Annotated in this window: 20 protein-coding genes and 1 pseudogene; 5 read left to right on the forward strand and 16 right to left on the reverse strand. The window is 61.2% G+C overall.

The window, feature by feature from the left end; translation table 11 throughout:
* Positions 1-73: 73 nt before the first annotated feature.
* Together P3T23_RS01055 and P3T23_RS01060 are read right to left on the reverse strand one after the other, a co-directional pair.
* The gene (locus P3T23_RS01055) at positions 74-1,654 is read right to left on the reverse strand and encodes an aldehyde dehydrogenase (NADP(+)) (RefSeq protein ID WP_429314342.1); all 1,581 of its coding nucleotides are present in this window, start codon (positions 1,652-1,654) and stop codon (positions 74-76) included.
* Between the two features lie 91 nt (positions 1,655-1,745).
* Positions 1,746-2,678 carry a dihydrodipicolinate synthase family protein gene (locus tag P3T23_RS01060; protein WP_429314343.1) on the reverse strand — a complete coding sequence of 311 codons (933 nt, stop codon included), beginning with the start codon at positions 2,676-2,678 and terminating at the stop codon, positions 1,746-1,748.
* A gap of 632 nt (positions 2,679-3,310) precedes the next feature.
* Here P3T23_RS01060 and P3T23_RS01065 point away from each other — a divergent pair.
* On the forward strand, positions 3,311-4,015 hold the full coding sequence (locus P3T23_RS01065; protein WP_133666928.1) for a helix-turn-helix transcriptional regulator: 705 nt from the start codon (positions 3,311-3,313) through the stop codon (positions 4,013-4,015).
* Here the strand turns inward: P3T23_RS01065 and P3T23_RS01070 are convergent.
* Complete coding sequence (locus P3T23_RS01070; protein ID WP_429314344.1) at positions 3,999-4,322, reverse strand: XRE family transcriptional regulator; 324 nt, start codon at positions 4,320-4,322, stop codon at positions 3,999-4,001. The genes P3T23_RS01065 and P3T23_RS01070 overlap by 17 nt on opposite strands.
* 148 nt (positions 4,323-4,470) lie before the next feature.
* Between P3T23_RS01070 and P3T23_RS01075 the strand changes: the two genes are divergently transcribed.
* On the forward strand, positions 4,471-5,064 hold the full coding sequence (locus tag P3T23_RS01075) for an acyl-homoserine-lactone synthase (protein ID WP_429314345.1): 594 nt from the start codon (positions 4,471-4,473) through the stop codon (positions 5,062-5,064).
* Between the two features lie 72 nt (positions 5,065-5,136).
* Here the strand turns inward: P3T23_RS01075 and P3T23_RS01080 are convergent, their stop codons facing one another.
* Both P3T23_RS01080 and P3T23_RS01085 read right to left on the reverse strand, forming a co-directional pair.
* Positions 5,137-6,651, reverse strand: coding sequence for an MFS transporter (locus P3T23_RS01080; protein ID WP_429314823.1), 1,515 nt, complete (start codon positions 6,649-6,651; stop codon positions 5,137-5,139).
* 137 nt (positions 6,652-6,788) lie between these two features.
* Complete coding sequence (locus tag P3T23_RS01085) at positions 6,789-7,478, reverse strand: FadR/GntR family transcriptional regulator (protein ID WP_429314824.1); 690 nt, start codon at positions 7,476-7,478, stop codon at positions 6,789-6,791.
* A 308-nt stretch (positions 7,479-7,786) separates the two neighbouring features.
* Here P3T23_RS01085 and P3T23_RS01090 point away from each other — a divergent pair, with 308 nt between their 5' ends.
* From P3T23_RS01090 to P3T23_RS01100, 3 genes are all read left to right on the forward strand, one after another.
* Positions 7,787-8,269: a universal stress protein gene (locus P3T23_RS01090; RefSeq protein WP_429314346.1), complete on the forward strand. Its 483-nt coding sequence runs from the start codon at positions 7,787-7,789 to the stop codon at positions 8,267-8,269.
* 199 nt (positions 8,270-8,468) lie between these two features.
* Complete coding sequence (locus P3T23_RS01095) at positions 8,469-9,227, forward strand: helix-turn-helix domain-containing protein (protein ID WP_429314347.1); 759 nt, start codon at positions 8,469-8,471, stop codon at positions 9,225-9,227.
* 121 nt (positions 9,228-9,348) lie between these two features.
* Positions 9,349-10,632 (forward strand): SUMF1/EgtB/PvdO family nonheme iron enzyme, encoded by a 1,284-nt coding sequence (locus P3T23_RS01100; RefSeq protein WP_429314348.1) that lies wholly within the window; start codon positions 9,349-9,351, stop codon positions 10,630-10,632.
* Positions 10,633-10,819: 187 nt separating this feature from the next.
* Here the strand turns inward: P3T23_RS01100 and P3T23_RS01105 are convergent.
* The 11 genes and pseudogenes from P3T23_RS01105 to P3T23_RS01155 form a co-directional block, all read right to left on the reverse strand.
* Positions 10,820-10,994 (reverse strand): annotated as a pseudogene (locus P3T23_RS01105) (helix-turn-helix domain-containing protein); the annotation flags it as partial.
* Positions 10,995-11,102: 108 nt separating this feature from the next.
* Positions 11,103-12,233 (reverse strand): porin, encoded by a 1,131-nt coding sequence (locus P3T23_RS01110; RefSeq protein ID WP_429314825.1) that lies wholly within the window; start codon positions 12,231-12,233, stop codon positions 11,103-11,105.
* Positions 12,234-12,599: 366 nt separating this feature from the next.
* Entirely contained in the window at positions 12,600-14,540 is a 1,941-nt protein-coding gene (locus P3T23_RS01115; RefSeq protein WP_429314349.1) for an FAD-dependent oxidoreductase, read from the reverse strand.
* A 132-nt stretch (positions 14,541-14,672) separates the two neighbouring features.
* Entirely contained in the window at positions 14,673-16,295 is a 1,623-nt protein-coding gene (locus tag P3T23_RS01120; protein WP_429314350.1) for a purine-cytosine permease family protein, read from the reverse strand.
* 172 nt (positions 16,296-16,467) lie between these two features.
* Positions 16,468-17,211, reverse strand: coding sequence for a maleate cis-trans isomerase family protein (locus P3T23_RS01125; RefSeq protein ID WP_429314351.1), 744 nt, complete (start codon positions 17,209-17,211; stop codon positions 16,468-16,470).
* A gap of 4 nt (positions 17,212-17,215) precedes the next feature.
* The gene (locus P3T23_RS01130) at positions 17,216-18,043 is read right to left on the reverse strand and encodes a GntR family transcriptional regulator (RefSeq protein WP_429314826.1); all 828 of its coding nucleotides are present in this window, start codon (positions 18,041-18,043) and stop codon (positions 17,216-17,218) included.
* A gap of 48 nt (positions 18,044-18,091) precedes the next feature.
* Positions 18,092-18,346, reverse strand: coding sequence for a hypothetical protein (locus P3T23_RS01135; protein WP_429314352.1), 255 nt, complete (start codon positions 18,344-18,346; stop codon positions 18,092-18,094).
* Entirely contained in the window at positions 18,339-19,229 is an 891-nt protein-coding gene (locus P3T23_RS01140) for a carbon-nitrogen hydrolase family protein (RefSeq protein WP_429314353.1), read from the reverse strand. The genes P3T23_RS01135 and P3T23_RS01140 overlap by 8 nt, the downstream gene beginning before the upstream one ends.
* Positions 19,226-20,329, reverse strand: coding sequence for a hypothetical protein (locus P3T23_RS01145; protein WP_429314354.1), 1,104 nt, complete (start codon positions 20,327-20,329; stop codon positions 19,226-19,228). Before P3T23_RS01145 ends, P3T23_RS01140 begins: the two co-directional genes overlap by 4 nt.
* 39 nt (positions 20,330-20,368) lie before the next feature.
* Positions 20,369-21,382, reverse strand: coding sequence for a hypothetical protein (locus tag P3T23_RS01150; RefSeq protein WP_429314355.1), 1,014 nt, complete (start codon positions 21,380-21,382; stop codon positions 20,369-20,371).
* Between the two features lie 36 nt (positions 21,383-21,418).
* The gene (locus tag P3T23_RS01155) at positions 21,419-22,195 is read right to left on the reverse strand and encodes an SDR family oxidoreductase (RefSeq protein WP_429314356.1); all 777 of its coding nucleotides are present in this window, start codon (positions 22,193-22,195) and stop codon (positions 21,419-21,421) included.
* Between the last annotated feature and the right edge of the window lie 44 nt (positions 22,196-22,239).

Consider the following 22,239-nt stretch of genomic DNA (forward strand, 5'->3'; position numbering starts at 1 on the left):
CTCGCCTGCCTGGCAGGCTTGCTGCTACCTGAAATCATGCAGAGACGAGCTGTTTCAAACGATCATCCTGCGATCAACCCTGGACAAGCTTGCCATCCCGCAGACGCCACAGCTTCAGCGGATTGTCGTCGAGGAGCGCCTCAGGCAACAGCGCCGCAGGCAGGTCCTGATAACAGACCGGGCGCAGGAAGCGCTCGATCGCCGTCGCGCCGACAGACGTCGCGCGTGCATCGGACGTCGCCGGAAACGGTCCGCCGTGGACCATCGCATACGATACCTCGACGCCGGTAGGAAAGCCGTTCGCGAGAATGCGGCCCGCCTTGCGTTCGAGCGTCGGCAGCAGTTGTCGAGCAAGCTCGTAGTCGTCGGGTTCGAGCTGAAGCGTCGCGGTCAGCTGACCTTCGAGGTGCTCCGCCACACGGATCATCTCAGCGACATCGCTGCAGGTCACGACCAGCGAAGTCGGTCCGAAGATTTCGTCCTCGAGTTCGGCTGATGCCAGGAACCGCGCGGCAGTAGTCGTGAAGAGCGCAGGCAATGCGGCGCACGACGCGCCCGTCGGAGCGCCCTGTGCGACGCTGCGGACGCCCTCCGCTTCAGCGCGCCGCTCGATGGCTGCCTTGTAGGTACTGGCAATGCCGGCGGTCAGCATGGTCTGCGCTTCTTTCTTCGCGAACGCCTGCGCGGCGGCATCGATGAAACGCTGCGTCTGCGGGCCGTCGAGCACAATCACGAGACCCGGGTTCGTGCAGAACTGGCCGACGCCAAGCGTCACTGAATCGACAAAGCCGGACGCAATCGCGTCGACGCGCTGTGCCAGCGCGCCGGGCAGCAGGAAGAAGGGATTGATGCTGCTCATCTCGGCGAACACGGGAATCGGCTCGCGACGCTTCGATGCAATGTCGACGAGCGCAAGTCCGCCGCGACGCGAACCTGTGAAACCCACCGATCTGATCGCGGGATGTGCAACCAGCGCCTCGCCGATCGCATTGCCCGCGCCCAGGATGAGCGAGAACACGCCTTCCGGCAAACCGCAGTCTGCGACGGCCTTCTGGATCGCCCGACCGACGAGTTCCGACGTGCCCAGGTGCGCCGGATGCGCCTTAACGACGACCGGGCAACCCGCCGCAAGCGCCGATGCCGTATCGCCACCGGCAACTGAAAACGCCAGCGGAAAATTGCTCGCGCCAAACACCGCAACCGGGCCGACAGGTATCTTCTGCAGGCGCAGATCGGAACGCGGCAACGGCTTGCGATCCGGCAACGCCGGATCAAGTGTTGCGGTGAGCCAGCGGCCATCACGCACCAACGACGCAAACAACCTCAGCTGACCGACCGTGCGGCCACGTTCGCCCTCGATGCGCCCTTTCGGCAGTGCGGATTCGATATGTGCGCGGTCGATCAACGCGTCTCCGAGCGCGACGATATTGTCCGCAATCGCTTCGAGAAAACGCGCGCGCGTTTCAAGCGGTGCCAGGCGGTACGGATCGAACGCGCGCGTGGCCAGTTCACACGCCCGTTCGACATCGGCTGCACTGCCGCCGCCGAAGGTGGGTTCGATGTCGGCGTTACGCACCGGGTCGAATGCGCGCAGCGTGCCCTCGGTCCCGCGCACCGCGGAGGCGCCGATCAGCATGTCTCCGGTAATCTGCATCTTGCAACTCCTGTGAAACGCCGAACGGGCCGCGACTTGCGTGCGGCCCGGCAGCGGATAAACCAGATAGTCGGACTACGTCCTCAGTTTTTCACGGACGTTCCGCAAGTTCGCGCTCGAACGCAAGCAGCGCCTGCGTCGCGGCATCGATCTTCGCATGATGCTCCTGCGGCGTCGAACTGAGCAGCGGCGTGATCGCACCCATATCGGCGATCTTCGAGAAGGTCACCGCATCATGCAGCACGCGAATCAGCGAGATATCGTCGCGCAGCGTTTCCAGCGGCATGAATGCGTCGTAAATGCGCTGCGCCTCTGCCGCGCGGTTTTCTTTCGCGGCTCGCAGGAGTGCCATCACCGAGTGCGGGGCGATACAGCCCGACCCCGTCGTCCATGCGGCCAGACCGAAATCGCGAACGTGCACGAGCGCGGGCCGCTCGCCCATGCCCGAGACGACTTTCGACGGACTCACGTTCTCGAGCAGACGCTGCAGGTAGGGATCGTCCGCCGGGTTATCGCGCACGATCGCGTATTTGACGGCGATGAGCGTGCCGCGGTCGACGAGGCGCGCAAGCGTATCGACATCCACATAGTTCTCGCTCTTGATGTAGAGCGTGAGCGGCATGCCGGCTACATCGACGATACGGGTAAGACCGGCTTCGACGCCCTCGGAAGTCGTAAATCCCCCAAGCGGCAACACCATCGCGGTACGGTAGTTGGTCTGCGCGAGGATGCGCGCCTGGTCGAGCATCTTGCCGTAGTCCGGACCGATGGCCGGAATCACGCGCGTTTGCGGGCCCGCACTTTCGGCGAGCAGATCGAGCAGTTCGCGGTATTCGCTGACGGCGACGTGATAAAGATTCGCATTGCCGCCGTACAGCAGCGTACGCACGCCGCCCGCTTCGATATGCCGGATCAGCTTGAGGTTCTCAGTAGCATCGAGCGAATAGTCAGCACGGCGGGCAAGCGGAGGCACAGCCATAACGCTGGCGGCAAACTCGTGTTCGAGAATGGGTGAGACGTTCATGGCACCTCAGGGACGAATGGGGTCAGGATGCTCGCCAAGGTAGCACCGCGCGTTTAATGTTGTCAAACAAATCAAGTGATGCGGATGCGGCCCCAGACGACCAGCGGCTCGCCTGACAACATCACAAACATCACCATTTCAACGACTTGAGAGCCAACACGGGATTCTGGCGGGCAGAATTTCGCCACTTCGAAGAACAATTTCGTATGACAACCACCAGGGAATCTACGGAGAATCGCCGGCCCATCGAGTGGGCCTCCCTGATTTGTCAACCCGCTGATATTCGTGGGTTCAAAACAATGTGACGACCTGATTATCTATTTATGCTTGAACCACTCTAATAAACGATTCCCAATCCTTACATTTATTCGCTATTTTTCGGGGAATACACCGATATGCGCAGGGCAAGCGGGAAAATGAGCCCCATTGCGCGGGAGGGTTATGGATAGAGGCTTGCGGAACGCCGGGTGCGTAGCCGCCCAACCCGATACGAATCGGGTTAATTACCAAATACAAATGATGATAAATTAACGTGTAGATTGCAGCGGGCCACGAATCCGCTTCGCAATGTCGGCAGCCTGGCCGGCCGCGATCTGAGGGAGCCGTTTGTGCCGTTAAATTTCATTGAGCAGATGTCGCCGCTGCTCAACGCCAGCGATGAAGCGACGTGGTTCGAGGCGCTAGCTCGCCTTGCCAATCACTGGGGCTTCAACCAGATTCTCCTCGCGATGCTGCCGCGCCCGGGCATCCGGCTGGAGGACGCGTTCGTGCGCAGCACCTACTCACCCTCCTGGCGAAGAACCTACGACGAACAGGGGCTCATGCACATCGATCCGACGGTCGCGCATTGTGCGACGCGCGCTTCGCCACTCGTCTGGTCGCCCGAAATCTTCACGACCGAGCCGCAGCAATCAATGTATGAGGAGGCTCGCGCCTACGGACTGCGCGCGGGGGTGTCGCTGCCTATTCACGGGCCGAGGCAGGAAGCCGGGATGCTGTGCTTCGTCAACGATAGCCAGCCAACTGAGGACTTCTGGCGGCACGTCGATGCGGCCCTGCCGAATCTCGTCCTGTTGCGCGATGTCGTGATCGACACAAGCCAGCGCCATGTGAACGCACACGCAGAGGAGTTCATTCCGAAACTCACGCCGCGTGAGCTCGAATGTCTGAGGTGGACCGCGCGAGGCAAGTCCACCTGGGAGATTTCTCACATCCTGAACTGCTCGGAAGCCGTGGTGAACTTCCACATGAAGAACATCCGGACCAAGTTCGGCGTGAACTCGCGACGCGCGGCGGCGGTGATCGCCACGCAGCTAGGCGTCATTGAGCCAGACTGACCAGTTCCCGGGCGCCGCTGTCATGCAGGATGCGCTCTGCGCGGCCCAGGTCATTGTCGGAAATTGTCTTCGTGAAATAGAGCCCGAGCAGGATTGACACGGGCGCCGGAATTTCCGCACCGGATTCGAAACGGCTGCCACGCGACTGCGTCACGCCGAACCGTGCCCAGAACCGCCGCTGGCTTTCCTTCTTTTTTTTCCGGTACGCGATGATCGAAACGCGATCGACAGCGGACAGCCCATCCGGCGTACGGGTGTGGGTGTCCGTGTGATGACTCGCCTGCCAGTGATTCTCGAGTTGTTCCATGATGTCCGTCCGTTGTTTGCTGCTGCCCACAACGATTCTCCCGAACTGGTGCGCGCCCTACACCTATCCAGGTAGGTAGGTAGTAATTCCATCCAGAATGCATAAGTTTTCATGCGTATTGGGTTGACCACTCGCATGGGAGAACGAAATGCAAGCTGCTATCCGGATCGGTTTGAGGCAAGACTTCGACAACAACCACATCAACGAAATGTACCGACTGCGAGCCCGCGTCTTTCACGGCCGGCTCGGATGGGACATTCCGACCATCGCCGGAATGGAAATCGACGGGTACGACGCGCTCGGTCCCCACTACATGCTGATCCAGAACAGGAGCGGCGAGGTTCGCGGATGTTGGCGGCTGATGCCAACAGAAGGTCCCAACATGCTGAAGGATACGTTTCCGCAACTGCTGCACGGCGAGGCCGCACCGGTCGGCCGCCACATCTGGGAATTGAGTCGTTTTGTGGTCGACACCAACGGCGAAGAGCAGGCATTCGGCTTCGCAGACCTGACGATGCACGCGATCCACGAACTCGTCACGTTCGCCGACCGGATGGGCATCACACGCTACGTGACGGTCACCACGACACCGATCGAGCGCCTGCTGCGCAAGACGGGCATCGAACTCAAACGTCTTGGGCCGCCGCTGCGAATCGGCGTTGAAAACGCGGTCGCGCTGGATATTGCCGTGAGTTCGCAGACCCGCACGGCGCTGTTCGGACCGATGGCGGCTGCAGCCTGACGCCTGGCCGGCGGGTCAGTTAGCGGCCGCTACAACATGGCGCGACGTTGACAGATCCCGCACCGGGCGACGCTAGCTGCCACTGCGCCGGAAAGTGATGTGCGCAATCCGGCGCACCACGAATGCGGCCACCAGCGCTGCGCCGCCCGTCAGCATCACGCCGATGTGAATCGACTGCACCAGCACATGCCGCGCGGCGTCGACGAGACCCGCGCCGTTCAGCCCTGCCTTGGCAAGATGCGCGAGCAGTGAGTCGCGCAAGGTCTCATCGATCAGGATCCGCGGATCGGACAGATGCGGCAGCCAAGTCGAAGCCGCCGGCTCGCCCAGTACCCGCAACGAATCCTCGACGCCGGCGAGGTAGCGCCGGTTGACGATTGTCGCGACGATACTGGTGCCGAGCATCCCGCCGACCATTCGGGTCGACTGCAGCAGTGCCGTCGTGATGCCGAACCGCTCGCGGCCGGCGATCTCCTGCCCGAATACGTTCAGATTGTTCAGGATGAAACCGAGGCCAATACCGACCGCGGCCATGGCGAACTCCAGATAGACGTGCGGCGTGGCCGGCGTGGCCAGCGCAAGCCCCACCGAGGCGGCGACCAGCAGCGAGAAACCAATCGACAGGATGAGCGTCGGTTTCGGCATGTGAATCACAATGCGCGTATTGATCACGCTGCCGAGCGCGATGCACGCGGCGATCGGCGTCGCCAGCAGGCCGGCCTGCTGCGGCGACAGGCCAAAACCGCCCTGCAACAGCAGCGGTGCGAAAAAGATCAGCGAAAACATCACGAAACCGGACAGCGTCGACAGCGTGAAGAGCGTGACCAGTTGTGCGTCCTTGAAGAGGTCGAGCGGCACGATCGGGTGCGTGGCGCGCCGCTCGCAGACGAGGAGCGCTGCCGCGCCGATCATCACCAGCGCGCCCAGCACGAGGTTGCCGCCTGTCAGCCCTTCTTTCGGCACCGCCTCGATGAACATCTGGAAACCGCCGAGCACCAGCGCGACGAGCACCGCGCCGGTCCAGTCGATGCGCACTTCGCCGGTCGTCTCGCGGCGGTAGTTCGGCAGGTGCGCCCAGATGAAGTACAGCGCAAGGACACCAACCGGCAGATTGACGAGAAACGTCGAGCGCCAGCCGAAATGCTGGCTCAGCCAGCCGCCGAGCGACGGCCCTGCCGCCGTGCCGATCCCGTACGCCGCGGCCATGATGACCTGCCAGCGCACGCGTGCACGCGGATCGGGAAACAGATCGGGAATCGAAGCGAACGCGGTGCCCACCATCATCCCGCCGCCCACGCCCTGCAAGCCGCGCGCGGCGACGAGAAACGGCATGCTCGTCGCCAGGCCGCACAGCGCGGACGCCACGGTGAAGACGATCACGGCGGCAAGCACGAAGCGCTTGCGCCCGAAGTAGTCGCCGAGGCGGCCGAACACCGGCACGGTCACTACCGAGGCCAGCAGATAGGCGCTTGCGATCCACGCGTAGAACTCGAAGCCGCGCAACTCGGACACGATAGATGGCAGCGCGGTACTCACGACGGTCTGGTCGAGCGCGACCAGCATGTTGACGAGTGCGATGCCGAGCATGGCCAGCAACGCGTCACGGAAAGGCAGGGGCCTGGAACGATTCACTTCGGAACGGCGCCTCGCGGCGCGCAAAAGACAAAACGGCGATCAAAAGGCAGCTGACTGCAGCCAGCAGGAGAGCAGGAAAACAGCGGGAATTACGAACCGAACATGCGGTTGAGGGCGTTTTCGAGGTGAGCACGCATCGCCTGCCCGGCGGCGGCGGAATCCTTGCGCCGGATCGCTTCGAGCACGGCCAGATGTTCGGCCTGCACGAGGCGCTGCCGTTCGACCGTTTTCACAAGCGATAGATTGCGCGACAGATTCATGCTGAAGACGATCTGCTCTTCGATAAACGACATCACGGTGATGAAAAACTGGTTCTTCGACGCGCGCGCCACAGCCAGGTGAAACGCGAAATCATCTTTCGCGCCGATGCCCTGTGTTTCGATGATCCGCTCCAGTTCGTCCCAGGCCAGCTGGATCGCGGCGATATCGTCGGCCTCGGCCTGTTGCGCGGCGAGCGCGGCCGCGCCGGCCTCGGTCACGATGCGGAATTCGTAGCAACGGCGAATATCGGACAGTGTCTCGAGCGGCGCAAAGCGGCGCACGTCCGGATCGGGCCGACGCGCGACCGTGGTGCCCGAACCGTGCCGGGTGCTGATGATGCCGTCCGCGCGCAGCCGGGCGAGCGCTTCGCGAACCGTCGGGCGCGACGTCTCGAAACGCTCGGCGAGCGCGTGCTCGGTAGGCAACCGCTCACCTTCCTTGTACTCGCCTTCGAGAATACGGTTCAGGATGTCCCCGTAGATCCTGTCGGGCAACCCGGATGATTTGCGCTCGTTCATCGTCGATGGCAGCAGCTTGTCTGAATTGAGCATGATTGTAAGGCAAACTGGCCTCCATCCTGACCGAAATATTTGACCAGCAAAGGCGACCGACAGGCTGTGAAGTCCATATGACAGGGAGTTGGCGGACCCGGCGGCACGCTCCGCGTCGGCTAACCACTTGATTTACATCATGGGAAAGTGCGTCCTTTTCACGGATCATTTAAGCTTGCGCTGCACATGCATCTATCCCGCACCGGTCCTTCGGGACGTCTTGTCTTCCCCGAAGGACTGCGCGCACCATCTGGTTCATCCGCTGCGGAGGTCTCATGTACACACGTATTCTGGTAGCAGTCGACGGCAGCGAAACGTCGCGCCGCGCCTTCAATGCCGCACTCGACCTGGCCGTGTCGAATGGCGCGGTGCTGGAGGCGTTCTACGCCGTGGAAAACACACCGATGTACTTCGAGGCACCCGGCTACGATCCGTCGATCCTGCGTAACCGGCTGGTCGAGCAGGGCAAGGAACTGGGCGCCGAGCTGGTCCAGGCGATGCGCGAGAAGGGCATAGAGGGCGATCTGGTAACCGGCGAAGCCTCTTCGCTCGAAGACGTTTCAGTTCTGGTCCTGAACGCCGCCGACGCCTTCAAGGCCGATCTGCTCGTGATGGGCACACACGGCCGGCGTGGCTTCCAGCGTCTGATTCTTGGCAGTGTCGCTGAGCGCGTCGTGCGGCAGGCAACCTTGCCTGTGCTGCTCGTGCCTTCGGCAGCCGGCCGGGAGCCGCCTGCGGAGAAAACCGGCGGCGTCTAGCCTGACCGCCGCCGCAGCGGCCCGGCGTCGCACGGTGAGACGGTCGTGCGCGCTCGCGCGGGGATGCGCCCTCGCGTGGTGCGGAAAACCATGACGCCGCTCAACGTCGCGCGCTGCCTATCGACGCGTCGTTTTGTCGCGAAGGGCCGCGCCGGGCGGGTGGGACAATCAGGGCACCATCACTCGACCGGTTCCGATCATGCTCACTGCAACCTTTCCGCCGCCCACCGCGAACCGGCCTCGCCGCGCCGCCCGTCCGGTTCGCGCGGCACGCGATGCAGCTCGCTGCTCGACCTGCGCAATGCGGCACCTCTGCATGCCGCAGGGCATGGAGGCCAGCGACGTGCCGAAGCTCGAAGCGCTGATCTGTACCGCGCGCACGATCCGCCGCGGCGAAGCGCTCTATCGCGGCGGCGATCCGTTCGACAACCTCTACGCGGTGCGCTCCGGGTCGCTGAAGACGTCGATGGCACATCGGGACGGGCGCGAACAGGTGACGGGCCTGCGCATCGCGGGCGAAGCCCTCGGTCTCGACGGCATCAGCGACGGGGTGCACGCGTGCAGCGCGGTTGCGCTGGAGGACAGCTCGGTGTGCATCGTGCCTTACGCTGCGCTCAAGCGTCTGTGTCGGGAAATCGGCTCGATGCAGGACCGGTTTCACAAGCTGATGGGCGAACAGATCGTCCGCGAGGCAGGGCAGATGATGGTCCTGGGATCGCTCAGCGCTGACGAGCGCGTCGCCGCGTTTCTGCTCGATGTGTCCAGACGCAATGCGCAGCGCGGATATTCGTCAAACGAATTCAATCTGCGGATGACGCGCGAAGACATGGGCAGCTACCTCGGCTTGACCCTCGAAACGGTCAGCCGGACGCTGTCAAGATTTCAAAAGCGCGGCCTGCTCGACACCCAGGGCAAGTTCATCCGCATCGTCGATTTCGAAGGTCTTCAGCACCTGTAAGTCAGCTCCGGCGCCGCTTCGTTGCCGCTCCGCCGCGGCGCACGGAGTGTCGATTCGCCTTGGCATGTGTTCTGCGCGCAGGTACAGTTTCAGACTGACCTCCACAAGGAGACCCGGCGCAATGAATCGCGAACCCGCCCTCCAGCATCCGCTTGTCCATCGGCTTATCGAAGCGCGCCGCGTCAGCGACGCACTCTTCGCCGTCGTCAAACCCGAATTCCTCTACGAACGGCCGATCCGCGAGCGTCACCGGATCGTGTTTTACATCGGACATCTCGAAGCTTTCGACCGCAATCTTCTGGATCAGCGGCTGTTCGATCTGCCCGCTTTCAGTCCGCAACTCGATCAGCTGTTTGCATTCGGCATCGATCCTGTCGACGGTGGCTTCCCCACCGACGAGCCCGGCGACTGGCCATCGCTCGACACCGTCCGCGACTATGCTGCTCGCGCCCGCGCGCAGATCGATGAACACCTCGCTTCATTCGAACTCGCGCATGAGGGCATGCGGACAGGGTCTGCAGAGCAACTGCTGCATGTCGCAATCGAGCACCGCCTGATGCATGCGGAGACGCTTGCGTACATGCTGCATCAACTGCCGCTTGCACAGAAAATCGCACCGGAAATTTCAGACGCGACGACCGATCCGGTTCACGTGATCGCCGACTCGATGGTCCATGTGCCGGCCGGTTCGACGATGCTCGGCATGCCAAGGGAAGATGGCGAGTTCGGCTGGGACAACGAGTTTGGCGAGGAGCGCGTGGACGTGCCCGCGTTCGAGATCGACCGGCATATGGTGAGCAACGGCGCGTACCGCGCGTTCGTCGATGCGGGCGGCTACCGCGAGCGCTCGTTCTGGACGGACAAGGACTGGGCGTGGAAGGAAGCCGAACACATCGAACATCCTGCGGGCTGGTCGCAGCGGGATGGCATGTGGATGCTACGCACGATGTTCGACGAGATCCCGTTGCCAGCCGACTGGCCGGTGTATGTGAGCCACGCTGAAGCCAGCGCGTACGCGCGCTGGGCAGGCAAGTCGCTGCCGACTGAAGCGCAGTGGCAACGCGCTTCGCACGGCGCGCCGCATGCGAGCTCGGGCAATTTCGATTTCCGCCGCTGGGATCCACAGGCTGTGGATAGCCATCCGGACAACGTGAGCGCGTTCGGCGTCGAAGGTCAGTTCGGCAACGGCTGGGAATGGACGTCGACCCCGTTCGACGCGCTGCCAGGTTTCGAAGCGTTTCCGTTTTATCTGGGCTACTCGGCCAACTTCTTCGATGGGCAACATTACGTGCTCAAGGGCGGTTCGGCGCGTACTGCGGCATGCATGTTGCGGCCGACGTTCCGCAACTGGTTTCAGCCGCGATATCAATATGTGTATGCGGGGTTTCGTTGTGTGCGTGGCTGACGAATAGACCACAATATGAACCAGGAAACTTGGCTTATGGTTTATCGCAAAGAAATGCGGACTTATGGTTTATGAAAAAAACTGCAAGCCATCAAACAAACGGCAACTTCAGCGCAAGCGCCACCGTCCTCCCGTAGCAGCCATCATCGCCCCACTGCTATGGGATTGAGTCATGCGACGCTCAGCGCCTGGCCGGAACCCAAACATAGCAGTCAGGCACGCTGTTTCCGGCCAGTTGGCAGCTCATGGTCGAAGTTGAGCGCCCAAGCATCCGGACCATGGCCCGGATGCTTGAACCCTGCAGGTGTAGCCTGGCAATCGTCAGCCGCTCTTCAGGCTGGATGTTGGTATCCTTTTTCCATCGCAACACTTTATACAAGTCAAGGTCTTGCACTTCAGAATTGAGAGCGCGCTTCTCCAGATTGAATAAATTCCGTTAGGTCGGCGGGTTCCATTGCCTGAACACGGTGTCAGAACAGGGTGCGCACGCCAATGCGTGCAATCGCCTGAGTCGGCGTGGTTGAGGCGCCCAGGCTCTCAGGTAGTTCAACGCCGTTGATCTGAGCATGTGCGCCGTCGCTGCCACGCTGATAGACACCCTGCACATAAATCAGCGAGCGTTTCGAAAGCAGATAACTCAGCGTCGCGCCGAACTGGTTCGCATGGACATTGTTCAGTTCATCATTGCCCTTCATGTACAAATACTCACCACCCAGTGATACGGCGGGCGTGATCGTCCAGTTTGCGCCGACCTCCGCCGCATAGACCGATGCCCCAGAATTGACATTGCGCGTGGTGGTAAACAATGCGGCGGTCGTGACCGAGCCAAAGTCGTAGTGTCCCCCTACGCCCCATGTCCGGAACGGCTCTACATCACCTGTCGTGATAGCTCCCTGATACCGCACGTCAGTATAGGCCGCTGCCAATCCTAACGGCCCTGATGCGTACGTCAGCGTCGCGCTGAACGTTGAACCTTTACTAAACGCTCCAGGCACGCCACCCAGGCCATATAGGAGTCCGAACGACATACCACGAAAAACAGGAGATTTGTACTTGACTGCACTAAACACCTGCTCACCTGCACCACGGTCCCAGTCACTCGATCCGCTTGGGTTAGCAGCGCCGTTCGAATTACTGGACGGCAAACCCAATGCCTGAAATGGACCACCGCGGAAATTGTAAAGTCCGCCGGCCAGGACGGCCGGCTCGTTGTGCCCGCCAGCGAACGAATCGTAAATAAAATCAAACTGATTACCCAAGGTTAGCGTCCCAAGTCGCTCGTCCGAGAGTCCGACATACGCCTGCCGCCCAAAAATGCCCTGACCTGGGATATTGCTACCGCTGCCGATCGCGATCTGAGACTCGAGCGCGAAGATCGCCTTCGTTCCACCTCCCAAATCTTCCGATCCACGCAACCCAATGAAACTCGGTGCGTTGATTCCGTCGTCGAATTTGGTCACAGAGTGGCCACCCTGATTGCTAACCCACGAAATGCCGGCATCCAATATGCCATACAACGTTACACTGCTCTGCGCAAACGCAGCGGGCGCGGCCAGACTCGCCGTAATCAATAACACCGACTGCCTATTTTTCAGTCTCATCGCTTGTAACCTTATTAGTGAAGAAAACTTCGTGATGCTCGGTAAGGTGTCGAAACCATGCCTGCTCAAGATGCCCAACGAGAGTTGTTCGATCACAGGCAATACCAGGAAGCGAAGGTTTCAAACATCAGTTGGATCACCTCTATGATGCGTAGTGCTACATAACACCCGACAAATTCCGCGTCCAGCTCCAGTGACAAGCGCTTCCGTCGCTTTCAGCATACCCACGCGTGCCCCCGCTACTGACCGCCAGCTACAGATTCAATCATTGGTCTCGATCGAACCGATTCGCTCTCACCAACTCCATCGGGTATCCAGGATCGCCGCGCCGCCCCAAAACCTCGCGGCGCCAGCCCTGCGTGCGCTTTACAAGATCCGTGTCGCAAAGAACGCATCGTGCAGTGCATCGAACAACCGGGACCCGGCACGTGCCGTGCCAATCCTGATTGCCTCAACGCCGGGCAGTTCCCGCTGAAGCTGCTCGAGCAGCGCGCCGTCAGGCTCGTAACCTGTGGCCAGCACCAACGTTGCAGCGCCAATATGGCGTGGCTCAGCCTCCCCTTTGCGCACCCAGATGCCATCTGTGTCCTGACCGCAAACCGCAGCGCCGACCTCAATCTTCACCCCAGCCTTATCGAGCAGACCGGGCATGCCCATTACGTCAGTGAACACTTCGCCGTGTGACAGCAGGCCGGATTCTGCTTCAACCAGCGTCACGTCGGCGCGCCCAGACTGGGCAAGCCAGAGCGCGGTATCGCATCCGCTCAAACCGCCACCCACCACGACGATTGGGCCTTTCAGCTGGTCTGTCGTTTTGAGGCCCGCAGCCAATACGGTTGGCAACTTGCCTTCCCCCTTCCAGTCCGTTTTACGAGGCTTCGCGCCAGTGGCCAGCACGACGCGGGCAAATCCGCCTTGACGCAGCAGCTCGACCGTGGCCTGCGCCTTGACGACTTCGATGTTCGGGTGCTTTGCCTGGTGCAATAGATGCGCAAGGAGCGCCGCCGCATCCTGCTTGCGCGGCGAGCGCGTCGCGACGCGGAGCTTGCCGCCGAGCTCCTCTGCCTCGTACAACGTCACCCAATGCCCGCGCCTGGCAAGCACAGCGGCCGCATGCAAGCCAGCGGGACCACCACCGACCACTGCAACGCGCTGCGATGTTTCCACGGGCTCGAGAGTGAATTTGTACTCGTTGGCCATCGACGGGTTGACGGTACAGCCCGTGCTTCGCCCCTCGTTCAGGCCACGGTGCAGACAGCCATCGTTGCAGCGAATACACGGCACGATGTCAAGCAGACGATTCTCACGTGCCTTGTTCGCCCAGTCTGGATCGGCAAGCATCGCGCGACCAAGCGACACGAATTCCGCTGAACCAGAAGCCACGATTTCCGATGCGACAACCGGAGAGACCAGCGAACCGGATGCGATCACAGGAATCTTCACGGCCTCGCGGATCTTTTCCCAGCCCCAGCGGTGCAGCGCACGCGGCATGTACCACGGACTCACCTCGTACTCCATGCCGGCATGGTGACCGCCGGACGCGTGGATCGCACTGACGCCGGCCTGTTCAAGCAGGCGACACAGCTCGACGGTTTCCTCGATTGTGATGCCGTCCGGCTCGTAATCGACCACAGACAAACGGACATTGAGCGGCACCACATAGCCGATCCGCAGGCGGATCTCGCTCACTATCGAGAGCAGCAGGCGCGCACGGTTCTCGAAGTTTCCGCCGTACTCGTCGGTGCGGCGATTTGTATGGGGCGACAGGAAGTTCGTGATCAGGTAGCCATGACCTGCGTGGACTTCGACCACATCAAAGCGCGCAGCCACCGCACGCGCAGCAGCATCGCCGAACGCGCGCACGACACCATCAATTTCCTCATGCGTCATCGGCGTCGGGCGGACGCCGTACTGACGCTCGATCTCGTCCCACGATACGTCCGACGCGCTCTTGATCGGCGCGGTCGCGAGGAATTTCTGGCGACCACCGTGCGCAATCTGCAGTCCGACTTTCGCACCCGCCGCATGTACCTCGTCGACCAGCCAGCCAAGGCCCGCGACATGCTCGCGCCGGCTCACGCCCAACTGGTTATGAAGCGCTTTCGCTGCGTCGTCGTCGACATAGCTGTACTCGACCATCACAAGGCCTACCCCGCCCTCGGCAAGGCGCTTGTAGTGATTAACGGTACGCTGCGTGACGGTGCCGTCAGGGTTCGCGGTCGCCGTTGCCTGCGACGACTTCACTATGCGGTTCTTCAGTTCGAGACTACCGATTTGGCCGGCACGAAACAACGTGGCGAAACTCATAGAGGATTCCTATGTGAATGGAGAATTATCTGGCTCGTCATGCATGTCTTCATCGGGAACGCTGCCGTGCAAATAGGCATAGCGCGTTAAACGTGGCGTGCGAGGAACCTCGACATCATGACGAGATAGAGCTCAATGCACGTCGCTCACAACCGTGGGCCTGGATTCCCGCGGCAGGCAAGCCAGCCGGAATGGACCACGATTCATGGCACAGACCGCACAGATCCCCGCACCACCGGCGCTCGGATCGCTGTCCATTTCCATGACCAGATACGAGCGATCACACACATGGCAGCCGATGTACGCACCCCAGGGGTCTTTCACCGCATGGCGCGGATCATCACCGCGATTCGGCATGGACCTGAGCACCTGGCGACGCACCAACAGGTACAGCATCACGCTCGCAACCAGCGTAATCAGCGGAGCAAGATTCGAGGCTACAGGAAACGCCGCTTTGTTCTCAGCAATGGCGATGCCGATCACCGATGCCGCCAGCCAGGCAGCCAGCCCCGCGGTGACGGATGGTAAGCGGCCTGGACGGAATTCAGGCCCGCCCTCACGATCCTCGCGTGTCAGAATCAGGTGGGTCATCACGATACCGACCCAGCTCACGATAAATACGCCCTGCCACATCAGCGCACGCTGCAGATAACCAAACACGTCCGTCAGCATCAGCCCGAACACGACGATACCTGTCAACAGCACCCAGGTCAGACGCGAGAAATCAAGCCGGAGGTAGCGCTTCGCGAGACGCTGCCAGTGCATCGATGCGAGGTAATAGTTGAGCGTGTTGATGCGAACCTGCGTGACGAGCACGAACAGCAGGCCCCAAATCCCGAGGGACTTGAGGATCGCGCTGACGACACCCGCCTCGTTGACGGCCACATCGAGGCCCGAGGCCTGAACCAGGAAGATGCCAACGACGCCATTGATGAAGTAGGAGAACGCGAAGAACACGAAGCCGAACGATACGCCTCGATGAAAGCCGAGATCCTGAGGACGGCCAAAGCGGGAGAAATCAAGCGTGAGCGGCATCTGCAACCAGGTGCCCATATAGAGCACACAGGTAAACAGCCATCCAGGAATGCCAAGCGCCTGCGGTGGAATCACGCCCTTCGTGGAAGTCCAGTTCATGTTCCAACCGCTGTTCACACCCGTGACTACCACCGACGCGACGAGACCAGCGAGGAACAGGGGCAGCAGGATGCCGTTGAGCTTACCCATCCAGGTCTGCACGCTCCCTCGCATCAGCGGTAGCATCGCTGCGACCACGATCAGGTACCAGATGCGCAGATTTGGTCCGCCCAAATAGCCCTTCATGGCCGAAGCCACGACGCTGCTTTCGAACACGGCGTAGTACGTCACATTTGCAGCGGTCAACAACGATATCAACGCCGCGCCCGAGAATCCGAATACACGGCGGCTCATCAGCGTTGCGTCCAGACCGTGCCGGGTGCCCCATTTCGCAAGTGGCCAGTTGATCACGATAAATGCGGCCAGCGACACCAGCATGCCGATCATCGCTTCGTGTGTGCCAACCAGACTCGCAACCAAAGCGCCATAAAACAGCCACACCAGACCGCTGATCAGCGACGACGCAGACAGAGCCAGTGCGCCACGACTGACACGTGCACCAGGCGGCACGATATGGCCACCGTATTCGGTGTCCCGTTGCTCTTCAGCTACCCGCGGGTCCTCCTGGTAAGTCACTTTCAGCGGAGACTGCCCGCTGTTCTGCACAGTACTCATAGTCACCCCTTCTGCGTTATTGATCGACAAAATCACGGAACCAGCACACACCTACATATATTCATTTGTTTATCCAAAACTGTATACACATCAAAAATCCGGACTAACCCTGAAAAGATGGTTCATTTTTGGCGGGGGTTGGCTCCGTTGTCGTCGCGCAGGGGACGACCCTGGAGGGTCAAGCGAGGAGGTTGCCTGCCTGAGGAACGCGCGGCTCAAGTCCGAGCTGCTTGAGAACGCGCCAGGTCGTTGCGACCGACGCCGACAGGACAGGAATGCCGAAACGATCCTGCACGGGCTGCACAGCTGGCAGGGAAGGCATCTGCACACAGGCGCTGATCACGAGTGCATCGATGCCATGGGTACTAACCTTGCTCGACAGATCGACGAGATTGAGTGGATTGAGCCGTCCGACTGCGAGGTTATCCGACACTTCGAGGCTCAACGCATCGTGCACTTCGAAGCCTTCCGCCGCGATGTAATCGCAGACGAGGCCGGTCAGTGGCTTCATGTACGGTGCGATTACCGAGATGCGTTTAGCGCCAAGATGCTTGAGTGCCTCAACCAATGCGCCGGCCGAGGAAACGACCGGAATGCCGTGGCCGCTATCCCGCTTCGTGATGTTGCTGAGGTTGTCCTGGCTGACCCGGTGATAACCGCGACCCTGTGCCATGATCGCAACGAGACACGCGTACGTCAGCACGTCTACCTGTGCGTCAGCCAGCTCCTGCGCGCAGCGCAACGAGTCGGCATCCATTGCCTTGAGTTCTTCTGGAGTCACATGCTTCATGCGCATGCGGGAGCCGTGGAACGTAAAGCGCTCGTCCGGATAGAACAGCTCGCGTGCGCGCAGCATTGCTGGAATTTCAGTTTCCATCGTGGTGTTAGAACTCGGCACCACCATACCGATGCGATAGTTCATCGTCTTACCTCCGTTTTGTGACTGTATGTTTGCCCTTGGGACGAGCCGTAGACGGAGCCACGAACTCGAGATTACTGGTGCGCAGAGCGGGCAGAACGGCCGATTCGCGGGCAGTCCATGTCACTCTGGCCGGCCGCTTCGGTATCCCCGAATCATCGCATTCGATTTCGATGCCGAGGCCACGCGCAATCATCAGCAGAGACTTCGGCACATAGTCGTGATCTACGTCATACAGCAAGCCAAACGCGGCATCGATCAGATGGAACTCGAGCAAGTGCCGCGCACTCACCGCATCCCCTTCGCTCAACGCATCGAGAAATAGCCGGTCGACATCAATGAAGTCTTCCGCCGCGCGCGGACGGGAAAAATAGGCGCGCTGGTGCCGCATGATCTGCTGATAGATCGATTCGATCATCTCGTGGATCACGTTCGGATAATGCTGCAGCGCCACAGCGTGAAAGCGATGGTGTGCCTTCTGGTAGTCCTTGGTGCGCTCGCGATTGCGATCCATGTCGTCCAACGCGCTGCGCATCGTCGCGAGATCATCCCTGGACAGATCACTGCAGATGCCGGCGATCACAGTGGGCTCCACCATCAGGCGTAGTGCGTACCACTGTTCGGTCTCTTCGGGTCGCACGGCGGCGACCTCGACACCACGATTGCTATTGCCAACCACAAGTCGATTCGACTGCAAGCGGTTGAGTGCCTCGCGCAGAGGCGTGCGGCTCACCTTGAGGTCCTCGGCAAGCTCAAGTTGGGACATCTTCACGCCCGGTGGATACACGCCATTGATAATCCGTTCGTGCAAGGTCTGATATATGGCGTCAACCACATTACCTGGACGTTTTACCAAGATCTTCCCCTTCTGTTATTTATCGCTTCAATCCGGCCCATCCCGCTCCATCACCAGGGCCAGGAATTCCGAAAACCGTTCAGCCTTCAGCGTGACGATCGCTTCGAGCTGCATCGGGTCAAGCTGGATACGCTTGCCAAGGCTCGGCACAAAGAGCTCGAGCCGATCACCTTGCGCGGTCCGTACCTTGCTCACCCAGACACCGGTAAACTCATTCGCAATGGCGAACGCATGATTCGGCTCGCCGGTGGAGCCCGTGCGGTCTGGCCCAGATTCAGGCATCTCCTTCTCCTTTGGAAATCACAGCGGATGCCGGCTGCTGACCATAAACGTCATGTCTGCCACCGCCTAGCACCGGCAGGCTGGTGCGTATCCGTTCCACCTCGCTCATACGTAGCGACACGATCTGCACTGCCTGCTGAGCCGTACCGAGATCGGCAAGCACCGCCCCCCACGGATCGACCGCGAGCGCATGCCCCCAAGTCTCAAAGCCTTCCTGCGCACTATGATCGCCGCGAATCGTCGCCGAGGCGATCACATATGCGCCACTTTCAATCGCACGGGCGCGCACCAGGACTTCCCAGTGCGCCTGCCCCGTAGTGTAAGTGAATGCCGCCGGAATCAGCAGCACCTGAGCGCCCGCGCGGGCGAGACTGCGGTACATCTCGGGGAAGCGAATGTCGTAACAGATGCTCAGGCCGACCTTCACGCCCTTGACCTCGACGATCTGCATGTGATCGCCCGCCTGCTCGACTGCCGAGGCATTGAAGACCGTACCGGCAACTGTCGCATTGAACAGATGTAGCTTGTCGTAGCACGCGGCGATCTCGCCTTGTGCATCGATCACGAGCGCCGAATTGCGGATCTCGCCGTCGCTGCCGAGACACTTCGCGCCGCCCAGCACCACGACTGCCCGCACCTCCCGGGCGGCCGCCCGCAGCGCGTCGAGTTCGGGTCCGTCGAGACGAATTGCCGCTTCGCGCATTTTCTGGTTACTGCCGATGCACAACGCGTTCTCCGGAAGCACGATCAGGTCGGCCTCCCGCTCACCTGCCTGGCGCACCAGTTCGAGCACGATGCGCAGGTTGCGTCGAACATCCAGAGACGGCTGCATCTGCGTCAGGGCCACACGCAACTCACGGCCCGCAACATTCCCTCCACTCATCCCGCCACCTCTTCTTCAAGAAGCATGTTGACAACCGTCCAGCCGCCACCTGATGCCTGCATCGGCTCATACGCATATACTTCCGCTGGCACCGCGTCACCGACCACACCGAGCATGATCAGCCAGTTCAGAAACTCATACTGGCCATGCGAGAGCAGCGCGAACGGTTCGAGGTTCGCGAGTTCAAGGCCGCGACCGCTCTTGAGCATATCGAGGATGTACTTGTCGAATTCGGTATCGACGTGACCGTACTTGCCTGGATCGAGCCAGTGGGACAACCCCCCCGTCGCCAATACCGCGACACGCAAGCCACTCGCCTCAATCGCGTCACGCAGCGCTTCGCCGAACATTCGTGCATTGAACGGGGAGAAGCCACGGGCCGGCTGCGTAATGATCGGAATCACAGGCAGGTCGGGACGCGGCAGCACCTGGCGCAGCGGCACGATCTGGCCATGGTCGAGCTCGACGCGCGGCGCCGCCTCGACCTCGAGGCCCTTCGCACGCACCGCGTCGACAATGTCCGCGGCGAATTCAGGCGCGCCCTTGACCGTCAGGTCGATGTCCGAACGCTTGAAAAAGGCCATCGAGCCGGTGTGTTGTGCGGCCGTTCCGACCACGAATGCGGCGGTGTTGAAGCTCTGGAAGTGGCAGTCGGACGTAACGAGCACCACATCGGGGCGCGCCGCCCCGAGCTGCTCGCGTAAGCGTACATAGCCGGCCTTCAGGCGAGCCACGGCGTCGGATGGGTCAATCTCCGGACGCGCGAGCAGGTCGGGGACATGCGAGCAGCCGCCCGCGAACACCAGTTGCTTCGGCACATTGCGCGGCGAACTCGCAAGCGAGGGCTCGACATGATACGCATCCGAGCTGGTCGAGTCGGCGAGGTCGTCCTTAAACCAACGGCTGACGAGAATCGTGATGCCGTCGTTCACGCCGGCCGCGCGCAAGCGACTGCGATTACCGCGGAAAATAACATCGGCCCAGTATGCGTCGAGCGAAAGCGTTGCACCAATACCTGTGGGATCAGCCTTGAACTGTTCCAGCAGCGTAGTAGACTGCCCAAGCGCCAGAATGGCCGATTCGAGTGTTTTGCGATCCATGTCTTGTCCCGATGGATCCAGGCCGCAGCCCGGATCGAATTAAAGGCGCACGAGTTCGCCGTCCGACACGACCTTGAGGTCGTCGACACGCACCGTGCAGCTATGCATCGGCACGTCGAGATGAGCCGGCGTCTCGCGGTTTGCGAAGCGATTCGCACCAGTCGACCACATGAAGTTGCCTGAGACTGAGCGCAACTCCTGGCCATAGAGCGAACGGGGGTCGTAGACTTCGAGCGCTGCCCAGCTTGCGAGCGGATGCAGGCCCCAGCCTGCGTGTGAAAGCGCGTAGACCTCGGGGTCATTCCAGCGCGCGAAGTAGTCGCGCAGCTGGAATGCTTCAAGTCCGTCGCCATCGATGCGCGTGATGTAACCTCGCTCGATGGTCAGTTCGACACGGCTCTGCAGTGTGCGCTGCCATGGAATGATCACGTCGCCCGGCTGCAGCACAATCGTGCCCTGTGCGGTGCGGTCGCGCGGAAAACACGCGATGAAGCCGCTCGGCCAATGATCCCAGCGGCCGGGCTCGTCGACATAGCCCCATTGACGCGTGATCGGCAGGTCGGTACCCGAAATGTCGTAGCGCAAGTCAGTGCCGGCACGGCTCGTCACATGCATGACCGAACCCGCACGCAGAATTTCGCCCGCTGCGTCCACCTGTGCACGAAGCGTGTCGTTGCCGACCAGACGCTCCAGAACCGGTACCGGCTCGGCCACGAACAGCATGCGCTTGCCATTGCCCGTGATGCGCGTGCGCACGTCGGAGTGTATGAGCCCGCCCACGGTCACATCGATCACCAGATCGCATTCGCCTGCAGCGGCGAGCAGCGCACCGACTTCGCGACCGTCGGATTCATATGGCGGCAGCGACGGACTTGACAGGCTCGAGGCAGTCAGCACGAGTGATCCCGCGCCGATCTGGCGGGCTGCGCCGACGGCTGCATCGACATAATCCTGCTTCTGGCCGTGTTCGCTGATGATGGCGACCATTTCCGTCGGCTGCAGCTTGCAGAGGCGAAACTGGCGCGTGAAGAGTTCCAGAAGTGATTGACTCATAGCGGTATCTGGTATTTGTTTATCAGTCGAGGTGGGTCAAATGGTCGTGCGAGTCGCACCACCGTCGATTTGCAGCGTCGCCCCGGTGATGAAACCCGCGCGTGGCGAAACGATGAAGGCAACGGTGTCTGCGATCTCTTCCGGCTCGCCCCAACGACCCATCGGGATCAGCTTGACAATCTGGTCGATCTCTTCCCCCTCACTGCTGCCGTTCTTCTGTGCCTTCATCTTCACGATGTTCTGCATCCGGGCGGTGGCGGTCGCGCCGGGTTGAACCTGGTTGACGCGTACACCCTTCGGCGCCAGTTCGAGTGCCATCTGCTTGGACAGCGCCGAGACCGCAGAGCGCATCGACGCCGACAACGCACCGCCTTCGGCTGGCTGCTTGACCCAGGTAGAGGTCAGGAACACGATGTTGCCGTTACCTTGGCCGACCATCTGCCGGCTCGCGGTGAGTGCGAGCTGAGTCATCGGACGAACGAGCATCTCATGGGCCGCGGCCCAGTCGGCATCGGTGGTATCAAGGAACGGCTTGATTGCCGGCCCAGGGGTGTTGAGGACGGCGATGTCGAGACGGCCGAATTCGGCCACTACGCGCGCCACGAGCGAGCCGGTCGCGCCAGCATCGGCGAGATCGGCTTGCCACGGTACCACCTTGCCCGGAAACGATTCGCCCTGGGTGTCGCAGCCCCCGCTACGCGACGCCATCACGACGATCGCGCCCTCGGCCGCGAGCCGCAGACCGACCGCGCGACCGATGCCCTGGCTCGCAGCCGTCACAAGGGCAACCTTTCCCTGCAGTTGAAGATCCATTCATCCTCCTTCCCTGTGCGCCAAATCGTCGGCTGCACAGCTTG

This window comes from Paraburkholderia sp. GAS448, from assembly GCF_050435685.1.
Lineage (GTDB): Bacteria > Pseudomonadota > Gammaproteobacteria > Burkholderiales > Burkholderiaceae > Paraburkholderia.